This is a genomic window from Pedobacter frigoris (assembly GCF_005116445.1).
GTDB classification, from domain to species: Bacteria; Bacteroidota; Bacteroidia; order Sphingobacteriales; family Sphingobacteriaceae; genus Pedobacter; species Pedobacter frigoris.
Genome location: NZ_SWBQ01000010.1, coordinates 1 through 17,488, shown reverse-complemented (window position 1 = coordinate 17,488; position 17,488 = coordinate 1). Strand labels below are relative to the sequence as shown.

The following is a 17,488-nucleotide window of genomic DNA, read 5'->3' as shown; positions in this document are numbered from 1 at the left end:
GAGCGTTCATCTGAATTGACGAAATATGCGGCTAATTCATTCCTGGCTACTAAAATTACTTTCATGAATGAGGTCGCTAATTTATGCGAGATCGTTGGTGCAGATGTGGATGCCGTACGTAAAGGTATTGGATCTGATGACCGTATAGGAAAGCGTTTCTTATTTCCTGGTATTGGTTATGGAGGAAGCTGCTTCCCTAAAGATGTTCAGGCCCTTGCTAAGGCTGCAGATGAGAACAGTTATGATTTTCAGATTCTGAAAGCTGTAATGGAAGTAAATGAAAGGCAAAAAACCATACTTGTAGATAAGCTTTTGAAATATTATAAAGGTGACTTAAAAGGCAAACATTTTGCCCTTTGGGGTTTGGCTTTTAAACCGGAAACTGATGATATCAGAGAGGCGCCGGCATTATATATTATCGACGAGCTGATTAAAAATGGGGCTACTGTGACTGCATTTGACCCGGAAGGGATGGAGAATGTGAAGGCTCAGCTTGGAGACAAAGTCGGCTATGCCAGCAATCAATATGACGCATTAAAAAATGCTGATGCATTGCTGATCGCGACAGAATGGTCAGTATTCAGAAATCCTGACTTTGATAAAATGGAAGAAACCCTAAGCAATAAGGTTATTTTCGATGGACGTAATTTGTATGACCTTCAGAAAATGATTGATCTGGGTTATTATTATAATAGTGTTGGCCGTAAAACATTGGAAAGAAATGTCCTAAGTTATAATTCAGCACCTATAGTTTAACCGTTTTGGTTTAATTATTGTTAGCTTTGCTCAGTTATATACTAAAGGAGCTCTATGTTTACAAAACTACAAATTGTATCCAGGTGGATTATATTTACAATTGATACCTGTCTAAGTATCATTGCTCTGCTGTTGGCTGTCATATTGCAGCATAATTTTATTATCGGAAATATAGATTTTCTTGCCTTTTATAAAGCTGTGGTATTGGTCATATTGATCAATTCTGCTGTATTTTATAGCGTAAAAAGCTATGCGGGAATAGTTAGGTATACCTCAGCTCAAGACTCATTTAGGATTTTGTTTGCTGTAATACTCAATTCATTATTGCTATTTTTTGCGCATGCATTAGCCATAGTCATCACAGGTCAGCATGTAATCAGTAATGTAGCCATTGTTGTTTATACCTTATTTAGTTTTCTTTTCTTAATCACCTATCGGGTAATTGTGAAGTACTTTTTTATGTACATTAAGAATGCTAATCTGGACAAAATCAGAATTATCATCTATGGAGCAGGTGAAGCTGGTGTAGCCACTAAACGTACTTTTGATCATGATGCGAAGGTTAACAAGACAATCATTGCTTATGTGGATGATGACTTGCGTAAAGTAGGAAAGACTATTGACGGGATTAAAATCTTGGATGCTGGCCAATTGGAGCATTTAATCGTTAAACATGAAGTTGATGAGATCATCTTTGCTTCTTACACGATTCCGCTGGAAAGAAAAAATCAAATCGTCGACATTTGTTTGGAGAATGATGTTAAGATTTTAAATATTCCTTCACCTGAAGTTTGGGCAAAAGGTGATGTAACTACTGCACAGATCCAAAATATCAATATTGAAGACTTGCTCAATAGAAAAACTATTCAGATTGATATTGATGGTATTCAGAAGCAGTTAAAAGATAAACGAATTTTGATCACAGGAGCCGCTGGCTCAATTGGAAGTGAGGTTGTAAGGCAGCTGATGAAGTTTGAAACCGGCTTAATTATTCTTTGTGATCAAAGTGAAACGGCATTGCACAATATTTATTTAGAGTTAGAGGAAACTAATGCAAATACCAATTTTCATGCTTTCATCGGAGATGTAAAGGATGAAAAACGTATGCAGCATTTATTTGATACCTACAAGCCGCATTACGTTTACCATGCTGCAGCATACAAACATGTTCCTTTGATGGAAGATAATGCGGCAGAAGCGATTAAAACAAATGTATTTGGTACTAAAACTATAGCAGACTTGTCGGTTAAATATGGTGTTCAAAAATTCGTAATGATCTCTACAGATAAAGCCGTGAATCCTACAAATGTGATGGGGGCTTCTAAGCGCATCGCGGAGATTTATGTGCAATCGCTCAATGATTCTCTTAATAATCCAGATTTGATATTTTCTAATGGTCTGAGTTACCTGAATGATGGAAATGTAAAGCCGATCACCAAATTTATCACGACCAGATTCGGGAATGTTTTAGGCTCTAATGGATCTGTAATCCCGCGCTTTAAACAGCAAATTGAAAAAGGTGGTCCTGTAACTGTAACACATCCTGAAATTACACGTTATTTTATGACAATCCCAGAAGCTTGCCGATTGGTATTAGAGGCCGGCTGCATGGGCAAGGGTGGTGAGATCTTTGTGTTTGACATGGGTAAATCTGTTAAGATCGTTGAACTGGCAAAGAAAATGATTCGTCTGGCAGGATTGATCCCAAATCAGGACATTAAAATTGCTTACTCAGGTTTAAGGCCTGGTGAGAAGCTTTTTGAAGAATTACTGAATGATAGTGAAAGCACCATGCCGACTCATCATGAGAAAATCATGATTGGCCAGGTAAGGGAATATGTATTTAATGATATAGAATCACAGATCTATCAATTGATCGGTTTCGCTACATTAAATAACAACCGTCAGGTTGTAAAACAAATGAAGGTCATTGTACCTGAATTTAAAAGCAAAAACTCTGTATTTGAAGAATTAGACGCTCAGATACAAGTAGAAGAAAACACCTAGCCTAATGAAAAAATCCCTATTGATGGGAGTAATGGCTTTGGCATTTAGTTATGCTCAAGCGCAAACTCCCAATGTAAACATCCCATACTCTTATCAGTTTTATCAGAAGCTCAACAGATCGGCGTACGATGCCAGCAGTCGGCTGCATTCTTCAATCAAAGGTTTCTATGCTGATGATTCTTTGTTAAAACAACAGTATGATAGTTTAGTGAATGCTGGTGTAGATTCGTTGAATAAGCGGTCATGGGTTCGCCGAAAGCTAACAGATGAACATTTGTTCAACGTAAAAGGAGATGATTATACCGTTTATGCCGATTTTCTCCCGGACTTTCAGATAGGCCGTGACTTTAAAGACAGTAAGACTACCTGGTTAAATACTCGTGGTTTCCAGATCGGCGGCAAGATTGGTGAGAAATTCTCTTTTTATACCAATGGTTTTGAAAATCAGGGGGTTTTTGCAAAGTATGTCACAGAATTTATAGACAGTAATCAGGTGGTGCCAAGCCAGATGACCGGTAAGTTGTCGAATAAGACAAAAGATTGGTCGTATGTAACAGCTTTACTTTCCTACACCGCCAACAAGCATTTAAACATTGCCTTGGGTTATGATAAGAATTTTATAGGTGACGGATACCGGTCAATGTTGCTTTCTGATGTAGCTGCGAATTATTCATTTTTAAGAGTAAGGGCTAGTCTGGGTAATGTCCAGTATCAAACGATATTCGCCTATATGCTTGATCCGGGAGCTGAAAAGCTCACCAATGATCGTCGTCTAGGTGATCGTGGAAAATGGGCAGCAATGCATTATTTAGATTGGAACGTAAGCAATCGTTTCTCCGTAGGGTTTTTCCAGGCGGTAACCTGGGCAGATGCTGAACCCGAAGGAAGAAGGGGCTTTGATTTTAACTATGTACATCCTTTTATCTTCTTAAGGTCTGTGGAAGGTGCCAATACCACCTCTCCTGACAAAATGAGAATTGGCCTGAACCTTAAATATGAAATACTGGAGAAAACAGCTTTGTATGGGCAGTTTATGTTTGATGAGTTTACAGCAAAAGAATTCTTCAAAAGCAATGGTTATTGGGCTAACAAATATGCCATCCAGCTAGGCTTCAGAGGATCGGACTTATTTAAAGTGAAAAATCTGAATTACTTAGCTGAGTTTAATACCGCCAGACCTTATACTTATGCGCATTTCAGCAGAGTATCAAACTATGGGGCGATGAACCAACCATTGGCTCATCCATTTGGAGCTAACTTTAGGGAGCTGTTGGGTATATTGAACTATAGCTATAAAAGATTTGATTTTCAGGGGCAGTTGTTATATGCCAGATACGGCTTAGATCCTGCGGGAGACAATTATGGTAAAAATATCTTTAAAAATTATGACACACGGGAAGCTGACTATGGGAACTCCATTGGACAAGGCATGAAGACCAATCTTTATTTTGCAGAAGGAAAGGTTTCTTACTTGCTGAATCCGAAATATAACATGCGTTTAGAACTGGGTGGGGTATTGAGAAGAGAAGCTTCATTAACTAATAGCAATGCTGCATTGTTTACGTTTGGCCTGAGGAGTACCTTTAGAAATCTCTATCAGGATTTTTAATAGACTGGCAAAAAATTGGCGAGAGCGCTAATGACTATTTACTGACGATATAAGCTTTATGACCGCAGTTGCTGCACTCGTATCTTTTAAAGTCAATAAAGAAAAACAGGTTTTTAACCAACTGACTCCTGCGGATCCTGGTATCTAAGTGCCCATTTTTACAATGCGGACACTTCCTGTATGTTTTTTGAATAGTTGCCCACTCTGGTATCGTTTGATCCATGATAAATAAAATTTTAATCCCCCTTTTATTAATTTATTCCCTGGTAGAGTGTAATGTAAATGTACGATCTATTGTAACAAGAATGTTGAATTTTTAGTCCTGAATTATAATGCTGGACTAAAAAGTTGTATGGACTTGGCATATTCTGCCGGACTCATACCTGTATGTTGTTTGAATTCTGCAAAAAACACACTCCTGGATGCGAAACCTCCCTCTACACCTAACGCTTCGATCTTGAGATGCTGCCATTCCTTATAGTGCTGCAGTTGATCCCTCACATAGATGACCCTATAACTGTTTACAAATGCATTGAAACTTTTTTTGTAATTGAAATTGATAAGGTAAGATAGCTGATGTGTGGGGATGTCAAGCGCTGCGGACATTTTAGACAGCGTCAATCCCTTTTGCCTGAATCCTTGTTGCTTCACTATAAAATCTTCGATTAGATCGCATCTTTCTTTCAAAAGCTCCTTGTCATTTGTAGACTGGTGCTCTTTTAAGATCCTGTCGAGGGTTTTCGGATTGATATCCAGGTAATCGGCTACATATTCGGTAGGAACGCGTCCAATGTGCTCAGGTGATACGGAAACGTAGTACTCGTACTTTTCCTGTGCAGTTCCAATTCGTACCATATTAGAGCGTTCATGAGCTGACCTATAAAAACTCTCCAGGATCTTCCGGATGATGATGTTCATCTCAATGGATGTTTCCAGCAAACTGACGATCTTCTCTACACTTAGGCCGATCACCACGGTGTCTTCCATGGCCAGAATACTTTCCTCAGATGGCTTTTCACCATACATTCCGGATATAGAGGAAACACTGTCGCCCTCACCGCAGATGTAAGTGGTAAGCCTTTTGTCGTCATTCATGGTATAGCCGACCACTATTCCCTTCAAAATGAAATAAAGTGCTGTACAGAATTCGCCTTGTCTGAGGAGGTATTCTCCCTGTCGATAGGTAGTCTGAAATGATTCTGCAGTTATCTCATCCCGCAGGTCATCGGGTAAGGGATGATAGCTACAAAGAAAATTGAGCACAAGCTCCGTATAGGCAGATTCCGGTTTAACGATGGGGAGAGTGGGCTTCATGTAAATTTATTAACTGTTAAATTAGATATTTCATGAGCGCGTTATTAAAAATAGCAAAATTCTGATTGAAAATCCATAATTAATTAACGCAAACGTTTGACCTGCGGATCTTAAAGGTGAAAAAAAGTTTTTATGCCTGGTGCCCTGGGAGGATAAATGAAAAGGAGATCAGCTTGCCTTCCAGCTTTATCGTCAACTCGCCACCATTACTGCGGATGTATTCCTGGCAAAGATGCAATCCTAATCCTACCCCTTTTTCGTTTTCGGTGCCGTAGGTCGCCTCTACGGCACTGGGAACCATCATGTCATAGATATTGATCTTTGAAGGATCTGAGATCGTATTGGCGATGCAGACTGCTATAGTCCCGTCTATACGTTCGACGGACAGCTCTATCCTGGAATTTCTGGGGGTGAATTTAATGGCATTGTCGATCAGGTTGCGGAGAATCAGTTTAATCTGGTTTTCATCGGCATGAACGGTATAGCTTCCCTTCATATTTAGGATAACCTCAATTTCCTTCTTTTGGATGAGCGGGGTGTAAACCATCATCAGTTCCTCTATGCTTTGTCTGAGGTCAAAGTTGACCGGCTCAGCCTTGATCGCTTCCATTTGTGTCTTGGCCCAGTGGAGGAGGTTATTGAGGGTGTTGTAGATGTTCTCGATGTTCTTCTTATTCTCCTTGAGCATGTGTTGCAGGTCTGCCATGCTGAGCGCATCCATGTCATTGAGCGACAGGATACTCATCAGGCTGTTTAGTGGGCTCCTGAGGTCGTGGGCAATGATGGAGAACAGCTTATTTTTAACTGCATTGGAAGATTCGAGTGCTTTTATACTTTCGCTGAGCATTTGTGTACGCTGCTCTACCAGTTGCTCCAGGATCTGTTTTTGATTCTGTACCAGGCTGAGGTTTTCATCCCGCAGGCGCTGCTCTTTCTTAATGATGCCTTTGTAGCGGTCGCCCAGCGCAAAAGAAAGCACCAGCAATTCCAAAGTGGAACCTATAGGCACCAGTTGCATGGTATATTCGGTAGTGGTCAAGATGTTTCCAAGGGAAAGTGTGACGATGACAACAGTGGTGAGGATAAAGAACCAGGCAATGATGTAGTATTTAGCTGCTGTGTGCCCCCGGAAATAAGCCATGATACCAGCTGACCATAGTATGATGGACATTATAACAATAAGTATTTGCGAAATTGAAGCAGCCAGACTCTTGTTTCCGGAAACACTGAAAAAGAACAATACAATCGCACCGGCTATCAGGAAATAATAAGCTTTCAGCATGCCTGGAATTACCTCGTCCAGGTGTAAGAACTTTCGGGAAAAGACCATCGCGGTAAGCATTGAAGCGCTGAGGAAAACATGAGGATAGGAATTGATGAGGACCCTGATGTCTGCGCCGAACACGAACCCATATCCCCTGAGGTAGGCCAGCATGTATATGGACAGCGTCAGTACATAGCAGACGTAATAGAGATAAGTATTGTCGCCAAGGCTGATGTATAAAAAGAGGTTGAACAGCAGCAGCGCGATTAAGATTCCAATATAAACGTATTCTATCCTGTCTTTCCATTCCCTGCCTTTAACTACTGCATCGGTTGTAGCGAGCTTAATAGGAACAAGCATGACGTTGTTGGTCTTTAGCTTCAGATAGACCGTATAGATGTCTGTCTGTGCATGGTTGGGAAGCGTAAAGACGAAATTGCTTTGATTGCTGACGTCATTGTAGTTCTGTTCCAGGCTCCCTGATTTCAAGTGTTTTATTAGTTGATCGTGATGGCTGACATAGCAGTCGATGTGTTCGATGTTGGGTACGTCAATGATCAGATAAGCTTTGGAACTGTCTTTTCTTTTATAATTGAATTTTATCCAGAAGGCGGAGGCGGTATTGCCAAAATTCAGGATGTCCTTTTTCCCGGGGCTGAACTTTCCCTGGGTATCAACGGTTTTGATATCCTCTAGTGACAGGCTTGCAGTTTTATCTTCGAAATAAGTAATCTGCTTTCCAAGGCTCTTGTTGTCAGCGCTTGGAGTTAAGACCTGCCCTGAAACATCAAGATATAAAAGTAGACTGAAGATTAAAAAAATTATCCCGAACCGCATATTTAGGCTATTGTGTTATAAAACTAAGAAAATATCTTAAGTTGGGGGAACGGATGGCGAAATAATTTGTTGTCCGGTTGGTTAAGATGTAAGTAATTCTTTATCTTTAATTAAAATTTTACTTTATGATTACGCTCTCAACTCTATGCCCGCTGCTAGCAGTGGGTTCTCATCAAGCAACTGCTTGCATTTCCACAAGATTTAAACCTTCTTTTTTATGAAAAAACAACTCACTACTCTAGTGCTGGGATTGGTATTCTCAGGCGCTTTTTCGCAGACCAATACATTTCCGGCTAGTGGGAATGTAGGGATTGGGACAAGCTCTCCAGAGCAACCGCTACATATTAATATTAATACTGATAGTAAGCCTGGTGGTATAGAAGTTCCATCTCAAGCAGGACTTAAACTTTCACGTAGCGGGACTGCTAACTATGCATATCCAGAGGCTGCGGAATTTAGAATCGGGCATGGAGGATCATCAGTGTGGGGATCTAAATTGGATCTGTATATTAATGGGGTAGCTAATCAGAATAATATTCCAGACCAGCACGCAATGACGTGGCAGTATAATGGTAATGTAGGAATTGGAACTGACCAACCCACAAATACATTAACTCTAAGACGTAGTGCATTAGGGACTTCAAATGATGTGGGGATTGATTTTAGTACAACTAACGGAGCGTATAATCCGGTATATGCAAGAATTGCTCTCGGTGTAACTACTGCAGCTCAAGATCAAGGCACAGGATATCTAGCATTCTCAACTCTTAAATCAGGAACCTTTAGTGAAAGCGTGAGGATTGATCCGGCAGGAAATTTAGGTGTTGGAACAACAGACACTAAGGGTTATAAGCTAGCTGTTGCGGGGAATATGATCGCAGAATCTGTAAAGGTCAAGCTTCAGGGTACTTGGCCGGATTATGTGTTTTTGCCATCTTATAAGATTCCAACACTTCAGGAAATAGAAAAGCATATTAAAGAGAAAGGACATTTGCCGGGGATTCCTTCGGCAATAGAAGTGAAAGCTAATGGTGTAGATCTGGGGGATATGAATGCGAAGCTGCTTCAGAAAATTGAAGAGTTGACGCTGCATTTGATCGAAATAAAGAAGGAGAATGCATCATTCAAAGAGAATTTATTTAAACAACAAAAGGAAATTAAGGAACTAAAATCTAAAATAAAGTAATATGAAAAAGATTTGCATTTTAATGAGTTTGGTAGCATCGTATGGTGCTTCATTTGGTCAAACGAATACATTACCAACCACTGGTAATGTGGGAATTGGAACACTTAGTCCTACACATGAATTAAGCGTAAATGGAGATGTTAAGTTAATCAACTTTAATAAAAGCTATTCAATTAACTATGCCACTTTGTCTGAGATTAATGGTGGAGCTTCAACAATTTTAGGTAATAATGTTAAAGCGGGAGCTTCTACAAATAGTGTTATTAGATTTAATAATGGTTCTGATTTAGGTTCTTACCTTTCGATGAATTATGTCAATGGAATAACATTTCATACCGCCGTGTCCAGTGGATTGAATACAGAAATCTCAGCTTTGGATAATGAAGCGATGAGAATTGCCCATTCAGGAAGAGTAGGAATAGCAACCACTAACTTAACAGAGCAGTTTAACGTAGGAGGTAATATTGCCTGGACTGGGAACAATGTTGGTAACAATAGGGCAGTGAAAATCGGCTATAGTGGAGGTAATTATGGTGGCGTTGGTTATAATGTCGATTTTACTAGCGTTACCGGGACTTTCAATCGTCCGATGAGTGACCGAAGTTCTTATCTTGAATTTAACTATGGTGGGTTCAAGTTTTTTGGCACCAGCGACGCGACTAGCGCCGAAAGCGTGAATACTAGTGGCGGTGGTAGCAATCTAAATTTATTTGCAACAATCACAGCTGCGGGATCTTTTGGGATTGGAACTGCCAGTCCTTCGGAGAAACTGGAGGTAAATGGTAAGATCAGAGCCAGGGAAATCAAAGTGGAAACTGCTAACTGGCCGGATTATGTATTCCTCCCATCTTATAAACTGCCAACACTTCAAGAAACTGAAAAGCATATTAAAGAGAAAGGTCATTTACCGGGAATTCCTTCGGCTAGTGAGGTGAAGGCTAATGGGGTGGAATTAGGGAGTATGAATGCAAAGTTGCTTCAGAAGATTGAAGAGCTAACACTGCATTTGATTGAAAAAAACAAACAGCTCCAGGAACAAAAACTTATCAATAGTGATCAGGAAGACAGATTAAGGAAATTGGAAATGACAATAAATAAAAAATAATATGAGGAGAATTTACGTTTTAATTCATTTAGTGCTTTGTGGAATATTTGCAAACGCGCAGACAAATACGCTCCCTACTACAGGTAATGTGGGCGTTGGTACTTTAAGTCCGGGGAGCCCACTCACAGTTATAGGTGATGCACATGCCACGGGCTCAGTTGGTGGAAATGGGATGTACAATAACGTGTTAAAGATACCTCCACTAGGCGATTCTCCTGGATATTTTTATATGAATACTAGTATCCCGGCCAATGACAGTGCTTCACCACAGATTCATATTACAGGATATATGTACGGGAATGCTGGTAACACGGGCAATGTAATTAATAGAGCGATGCGGATTACTTTGGGTTGGTACTATTATCAAGGTGGTTTCTATTGGAGTCAATGGCAAAGTGATCTGGGCTATAGAAAGCCATCAAGGGTTAGATTGGGGACTTATGTGAAAAATGGCGCTTCTTATATCAGGATTGAAATCGCAAATGATGGTTCTTACTGGTCTAATTATTCTGTATCGGGGACGGACGGGACGGGAGCAGGTCATGCGCAACCGAACTATTCAGGATGGACCTTCAATGAAGGTGAAATGCCTACAGGAACAACCTCTATGATCACTACTGTGAGTAGTCATAATGATGTACTCGTTGATGGGAAGATAGGAATTGGAATCAATACTCCTACAGAGAAACTAGAGGTAAATGGTAAAATCAGGGCACGTGAGATCAAGGTAGAGAATACTAATTGGCCGGATTATGTGTTTGCGCCATCGTATAAACTGCCAACACTTCAAGAAACTGAAAAGCATATTAAAGAGAAAGGTCATTTACCGGGAATTCCTTCGGCTAGTGAGGTGAAGGCTAATGGGGTGGAATTAGGGAGTATGAATGCAAAGTTGCTTCAGAAGATTGAGGAGCTGACGCTACATTTGATAGAAATGAAAAAAGAAAATCAGGAGGTAAAAGATAGATTGCAGAAGTTAGAGGGAAGTTCAGCCAGGAAAATTAAATAATCTATTGTTTTATATAATAATTGATTAGATTTATCATACATATTTAACGCTCATTCTCAATGCTCTCAAAAATCAGAAATTTGCATCTTCTTGCCTATAGGATGGATTTCAAGCATCCGTTCAGCTTATTCTTTTCAGAAAACAAAAAAATAATACGTATGAGTAACAGCTATTTGAAAATAGTAGTGGTCTTGCTATGCCTGTGCATTTCCTTAAACGCAGACGCGCAATCTACAGTTAATGAGAATTTTGTTCCGAAATCTCCAAATGCGGAAATGGCAGACAAGTTTATTGATGTGCCTGTTAACCTGGCTAATGGTATCCCGGAGATTTCGATACCGCTTTATACGGTAAAAGGGAAGTCGCTTAGCGTACCGCTGGTGTTGAGGTACCATGGAGGTGGTATTAAAACTTCTGACAGGTCTACATGGGTAGGGCTTGGCTGGGACCTTCAAACGGGTGGCACCATATCCAGAACCGTGAGGTCTAATCCAGATGAGGGTTTGAATGTGAGGTTGAATTATCTTTTTCCAGCGATAAAAAATAACTTTTATCCAGCTCATAGAATCAATTTACAACCTCCATTTATTGTTCCTGATGGGTACACTGCAGAGCCAAAGAAAAGAGATGAAACCTACGCAGCATTGTATAATTTGGGTATAACAGGGGGGTATTATATGGATCTAAGTCCATTAAACCATATGTCCCTTCCTTACAATACTTTGCTTTCAATGGCAAATACTTCAAATGCCAATCCGATCGGTAATACCTTTGCCGAAAATCTTCATACTGGACTTATAGATATGGAACCGGATGTTTTCAGTTTAAGCACTCCAGATGTTACAGGTAAATTTATGCTGACCCCGGACCGGAAGTTTAAAATGAGCCCGATGAATGAATCGGTAAAAATTGGCGCTAATCGTACTATTGAGACTCAGACCTATACTCACAAGCCTCCTTATAGCCAATACATAGATTCGATGTTGGTTAACAAGTTTGTGAACTGGAAAATTGATACAGACAATGGGAGAACCTATATTTTTGGATCCAAAGGGACTTCGTTTGGACAAGATGAAAGCAGGTATGCCATCAAAAGTTTCGCTACTACCACGGACTGGGGATTGGATAAAATAGTAGACAGGAATACGAAAGATTCAATTGTCTTTTCCTATACACAAAGCAGCATTTCTGGATTTGAATTTGATTCCAGAGGCGGAGTACCTCAGATTCCTTCAACCAGGGTGCTTTCAGTAGGCAATGGAAGAAGAGTCGATGGCCAGAAGATCTTTCTCACACAAAAGATTAGCTCTGATTTTGAGAATGCAGAGTTCTTTACCAGCTACGGACTGCTGGACTCCATCATCATAAAGGATAACGAGAATGTACTTAAACGGAAAATTGTATTTAATTATCATTCGTTTCAATCTTCTCTAAGATCTAAGCTTGAAGCTTTAACCATCTATGGTGAAGACCGTGTAACTAATCTGGGTACTTATAATTTTAAGTACTGTGATACCTTGTTTACTCCCCGTATCATTGGGTCTGATACTACACACTACATCAGTGGTGCGAGAGATTACTGGGGCTATTATAATCATAGACTCGTTCCTGATGCGGCAATGGTAGGATCAGGAAATACTGACTATAAACCACAATGGCCTTATGTGATGTTGGAGAGTTTAACAGGGATTACTTATCCGACAGGAGCCCATGCTGAATTCAAATATGAGCCTAACAAATATGGCTCACAATATGATAGTCCATATTTTGACAGTACTCAAAATCCTTTAGACAGTTTGGTCGGAGGAATCAGAATCAAAGAAATTATTACTACCGATACCAAAACCAGTCAGGTCATGTCCAGAAGTTATGATTACACCTATGATGGTGGCTTCTCTTCAGGCTATTTGAATATTCCGCCATCATTCTATCAGCGATTTCCTTTTAGCTATTGTACCGCCGGTTGGGCTTATATGGTAAGTTCCTTTAATAAAGAATCGCAAATCACTAACGCACCGGTAATTCAATACAATCGGGTTACAGAAATCAATAAAGTAGGGGCAGATCTCAACGGCTATACAGAATACCAGTATTTTACTAGTGACAATACCCCGGATTCTACTTTTTATTCCAATTACTCAATTTCGAAACCGGTATATGATGGGTACGGAAATTTTCCTGATATGTATGCTAAGCATGAGTCCAATAATTTGCTGGCCGGACAGATAAAGAGTAAAAAGGTATTTGACAAGAATGGCCAACAGCTTTTAGAGGAAACTTATGAATATGCATCAAAAGCATCTGCGGATAAATTCTCATTTTTCAAATATCAGACCGAAGATGTGAGGAATATCTGTAATTTTTATACAGTACCACCTCCGGGTGGGCCGCCGCCTGCTATTTTAATGCATTATCTTAATTATTATTACGAAATACCTAAATACGTATATCTCAAAAACAAATTCGTAAAGCAGTTGAATGCTTCGGGCGATCTGGTGAGCACAACAGAGAAGAGTTTTTACGAAAGCCCTTACCACAACAACATGACAAAGTCTGTTAGCTTGGGCAGTAAAGCCGATTCGACAACCACAAGATATGTGTATGCTTTTGATTGTGCTGATGTGATATCCAGCGACAACAGTTTCTTGCTGTTGAAGAAAAGGTATTATAATCCACTGATCTCTACTTACCAGTTTAAAAATGCAAACCTAGGTTCATCGGAAGTTAATTATTACAAGAACTATGGAATTTCTCCTGATACCGCGTTGTACCCTGTTTCTGTTAGTAAATTTGAATCCAATGCGCCGCAAAGTGTGAGCGTATCGCCTTTGCTTACTTATCCGGTAAGTATCTTGCAGTTAGACGGTAACTATGTAAATGCTATAAATTATGATTATAATGCTAAAGGAACACTGCTAAAACAGAGCCTGGATTATGGTGCGGTAAATTCGTATGTCTGGGATCAAAAAGAAATGGCTTTGCTGGCTAAGGCAACCAATGCATTGCCAGCGGATATTGCTTTTACCAGTTTTGAAAGTTCGGGAAATGGAGGCTGGACTGTAGGCTCCTCGACACGGAACAGTGGAGGACTGACTGGAAGCAAATCTTATAACCTGACCAGCGGAAGTGTTTCAAAAAGCGGGCTGAATTCAGCAAAGAGTTACCAGCTTAGTTATTGGATTCAGAGTACAAGTCCTTTGTCTGTGACAGGAACAGTAGGATCTGCTGGGAAGAAAAATGCGGTTCAGGGATGGACTTGTTTTGAGCATTTGATCACAGGAGTTACTTCTGTGAGTTTAAGCGGATCTGGCGTGATTGATGAGTTGCGAATCTTGCCTGAAGATGCAGCGATGGCAGGCTATACTTATAATAATGATCTGAAGTTGAAATCTGAAGTAGGCACCAATAATAAACCAACCTATTATGATTATGATGCAGTTGGTAGGCTACTCGCAGTAAAAGATCAGAATCTGAATGTGATTAAAAGAAATGATTACAACTTTAACGAAAACCCGATTCCTTCACATATTTATTGGAACGCAGCGGTATCTGATACAGCACGTAGAAACAACTGCTCATCAGGGTATACTGGAAGTATTGTAACTTATACCGTGCCGGCAAATACGTATTCTTCGACTCATAATCAATCTGCTGCCAATGCATTAGCTTATGCACAAGTTCAGGCAAATAAACAGGCGTACGCAAACTCAAACGGCTCGTGTTCTATTGTTTATTACAGTGCAGAAGCTTATCAGAACTATGATAAGACGGGATGTTCATCCCCTAATAAAGCTACCAGGGTGAGTTATATCGTCCCTGCGGGTAAATATACTTCTATAATAAGTCAGGCCGATGCCAACTCACAAGCTACCAATGACATCAGCACAAATGGTGCTACATATGGCGCGGCGAACGCCCAATGTCTAAGTACTACAAACTGTAAGCAGGTTACTTTGAAAAATATGAGTGGTAGCGGGGTAACCTTTACCATTGAATTTATATCATCAACAGGAATTAGAACCAGGGAAGTATTTCCTGCAAGTGGGACTAAAACTTTCTACTTGCCGAATGGAGGTTATGGTGCTGCGGTGACCATTGGCGGCACAGGAAGTGATGAGCTTTTGATGAAAATAAATGGATCTGCAACCTCCTGGTTTAACAATACGACCAATGGAGTTGGGGTGGTTTCTCCAGGACTCGAGATAGAGTTTCTAGGAGTTTTAGATTGAGTAATACAGGTAGTTTTTATAATATAATTGATAAGATATGTCTATAAGATTCAAAATATTTATTGCTGCATCTTTTACTCTTTTGATGAGCGAGGTTGCCATAGCACAAGATATTACCTTAAACAGTTACAGCAACCAAACACAGATCACTGCCTCCAGAAGCATTACACTAGCAGATGGTTTTTATATTCCTTCTGGAAGTAACGTAAGGATTTATACTTTGGCTAGTTTTCAGAGCTGTACGCCTTTTGCCTGGTCGCCCACAACCAGTCAGAACTTTGTACGATCAAGAATTTTTAAGGTCGCAGGGGTAAACTCAGGCAATATCAACGATTCCAGGAATGTTTGCGAGGTAAACCAGACTGTTCAATATTATGATGGTTTGGGTAGGACGATGCAACAAATTATGGTGCAGGGAAGCCCTTCATTTCGTGATGTGGTGCAACCTGCGGTTTACGATGCTTTTGGCAGGGAGGTTAAAAAATACCTCCCTTATGTGTCTTCGCTGCTGACCAGCAACGGTAGTTTTAAGACTGCCGCTATAACTGACCAAACTGCGTTTTATAACAACCCATTGAGCTATGGAGCTACTGGTGTGGCTACTATAACCAATGCTGCCTTTGCAGAAACAAAGTTTGAGCCTTCTCCATTAAACCGCGTGGTAGAACAGGGTGCCGCTGGAGCGTCATGGCAGTTGTCGGCAGGGCATACTGCTAAGCTGGTTTACGGTGCAAATAATACTTCTACATCTTATTCGACCACTGGTTTTGCGGTAAGGCAGTATAGTGCCATACCATCTGTAGTTTCCGGTCGTGAGTACCAACGCACACTTTCAGGAACGGGCTATTATGCTGTCAATCAATTATCCCTTACCGTCAGTAAAGATGAAAACTGGGTTAGCGGAGATGGAAAAGCTGGAACATTGGAAGAATACAAGGATAAGGAAGGCCGACTGATGTTGAAAAGACTGTTTAATAAGGATGCAGGAGGAAATATAGAAGTGCTTTCTACTTATTATGTATATGATGATCTGGGGAACCTGAGTTTTGTATTGCCTCCGGGAGCAGATCCGGATGCTGCGGCAATACCAGGATCAACAGCATTGAATGATTTTTGTTACCAGTATAGGTATGATGGGAGGAAGAGACTGATCGAAAAGAAATTGCCAGGTAAAGGTTGGGAGCATATGGTTTACAATAAGCTGAATCAGATGGTGCTGAGCCAGGATTCTATCCAGCGGGCGAACAACCAATGGTCATTCGTGAAGTACGATGCGCTTGGCAGAACTGTGATTACGGGGTTGATGGGTAGTAGTTCTGATCGGACGGCATGGCAAACCAGCATATATGGCCAATCCGTTTTATGGGAAAAGAGAGACAATGCAAACGCCAGTGGAACGGGTACAGGATATACCAATGAGACGCTTCCAACCAGCGGAGTTAGTGCATATCATTCAATAAGCTACTATGATGATTATGCTTTTTATGGCAATAGTTTTTCGGGACCTTCTGGCGCGCAGAGTGCTGCGGTAAGAGGCATGTCGACTGGTGGTAAGGTAAATGTGCTCGGAAGTAGTACGATGCTTTTGAGTACAATCTATTATGATGAAGAAGGAAGAGCAATACAGACCAAGAGCCAGAATAACCTGAGCGGGACGGATGTGGTAGACAATACCTATAACTTTGCGGGTGAATTAATGGCAAGTATGCGGATACACGTTGTAGGGGGTAACACTACCACCATTGCCACGCGGTTTGATTATGACCATATGGGCCGCAAATTGGCGACTATGGAATCTATAAATGGGGCTACTGAAGTGGTACTGAGCAAGCTTTCTTATAATGAGTTGGGTCAATTACAGAAAAAGGAGCTGCACAGTACCGATGGGGGATCGAGCTTTTTGCAAAATACAGCGTATGCTTATAATGAGCGTGGCTGGCTGAAAGGTAGCAGTTCAGATCAGTTTAGTATGAAGCTGAAATATGATGATGTCACTGTTCCGCAATACAATGGTAATATTGCAAATCAGGATTGGGGCTCAGGAGTAAGTTTCACAAATGTTTATACGTATGGGTATGATAAATTGAACCGTTTGTTGAGCGGCAGCAGTACCGGCGTTGCGATGGCAGAGGTGCTTACGTATGACGTGATGGGGAATATCAAGACGATGAA

The 17,488-nt window shown here is 40.6% G+C and carries 10 protein-coding genes; 8 read left to right on the top strand and 2 right to left on the bottom strand.

What is annotated here, in order from left to right; all coding sequences use genetic code 11:
- The 3 genes from FA047_RS20150 to FA047_RS20140 all read left to right on the top strand — a co-directional run.
- The coding region (locus FA047_RS20150) for a UDP-glucose dehydrogenase family protein (RefSeq protein ID WP_136837902.1) at positions 1 to 756 on the top strand (756 nt) is incomplete at its 5' end.
- 54 nt (positions 757 to 810) lie between these two features.
- The gene (locus tag FA047_RS20145; RefSeq protein ID WP_136837901.1) at positions 811 to 2,763 is read left to right on the top strand and encodes a polysaccharide biosynthesis protein; all 1,953 of its coding nucleotides are present in this window, start codon (positions 811 to 813) and stop codon (positions 2,761 to 2,763) included.
- Positions 2,764 to 2,767: 4 nt separating this feature from the next.
- Positions 2,768 to 4,372: a gliding motility protein RemB gene (locus FA047_RS20140; RefSeq protein ID WP_136837900.1), complete on the top strand. Its 1,605-nt coding sequence runs from the start codon at positions 2,768 to 2,770 to the stop codon at positions 4,370 to 4,372.
- 327 nt (positions 4,373 to 4,699) lie between these two features.
- On the opposite strand, the gene FA047_RS20135 is transcribed toward FA047_RS20140, so the two are convergent.
- Both FA047_RS20135 and FA047_RS20130 read right to left on the bottom strand, forming a co-directional pair.
- Complete coding sequence (locus tag FA047_RS20135) at positions 4,700 to 5,686, bottom strand: cyclic nucleotide-binding domain-containing protein (protein ID WP_136837899.1); 987 nt, start codon at positions 5,684 to 5,686, stop codon at positions 4,700 to 4,702.
- A 130-nt stretch (positions 5,687 to 5,816) separates the two neighbouring features.
- Positions 5,817 to 7,787, bottom strand: coding sequence for a sensor histidine kinase (locus tag FA047_RS20130; RefSeq protein ID WP_136837898.1), 1,971 nt, complete (start codon positions 7,785 to 7,787; stop codon positions 5,817 to 5,819).
- 217 nt (positions 7,788 to 8,004) lie between these two features.
- Here FA047_RS20130 and FA047_RS20125 point away from each other — a divergent pair, with 217 nt between their 5' ends.
- From FA047_RS20125 to FA047_RS20105, 5 genes are all read left to right on the top strand, one after another.
- Complete coding sequence (locus FA047_RS20125; RefSeq protein WP_136837897.1) at positions 8,005 to 8,973, top strand: hypothetical protein; 969 nt, start codon at positions 8,005 to 8,007, stop codon at positions 8,971 to 8,973.
- Position 8,974: 1 nt separating this feature from the next.
- Positions 8,975 to 10,078: a hypothetical protein gene (locus FA047_RS20120; RefSeq protein ID WP_136837896.1), complete on the top strand. Its 1,104-nt coding sequence runs from the start codon at positions 8,975 to 8,977 to the stop codon at positions 10,076 to 10,078.
- 1 nt (position 10,079) lies between these two features.
- The gene (locus tag FA047_RS20115; protein ID WP_136837895.1) at positions 10,080 to 11,087 is read left to right on the top strand and encodes a hypothetical protein; all 1,008 of its coding nucleotides are present in this window, start codon (positions 10,080 to 10,082) and stop codon (positions 11,085 to 11,087) included.
- A 158-nt stretch (positions 11,088 to 11,245) separates the two neighbouring features.
- Positions 11,246 to 15,316 carry a DUF5977 domain-containing protein gene (locus FA047_RS20110; protein ID WP_136837894.1) on the top strand — a complete coding sequence of 1,357 codons (4,071 nt, stop codon included), beginning with the start codon at positions 11,246 to 11,248 and terminating at the stop codon, positions 15,314 to 15,316.
- A 37-nt stretch (positions 15,317 to 15,353) separates the two neighbouring features.
- The coding region (locus FA047_RS20105; protein WP_225872806.1) for a DUF6443 domain-containing protein at positions 15,354 to 17,488 on the top strand (2,135 nt) is incomplete at its 3' end.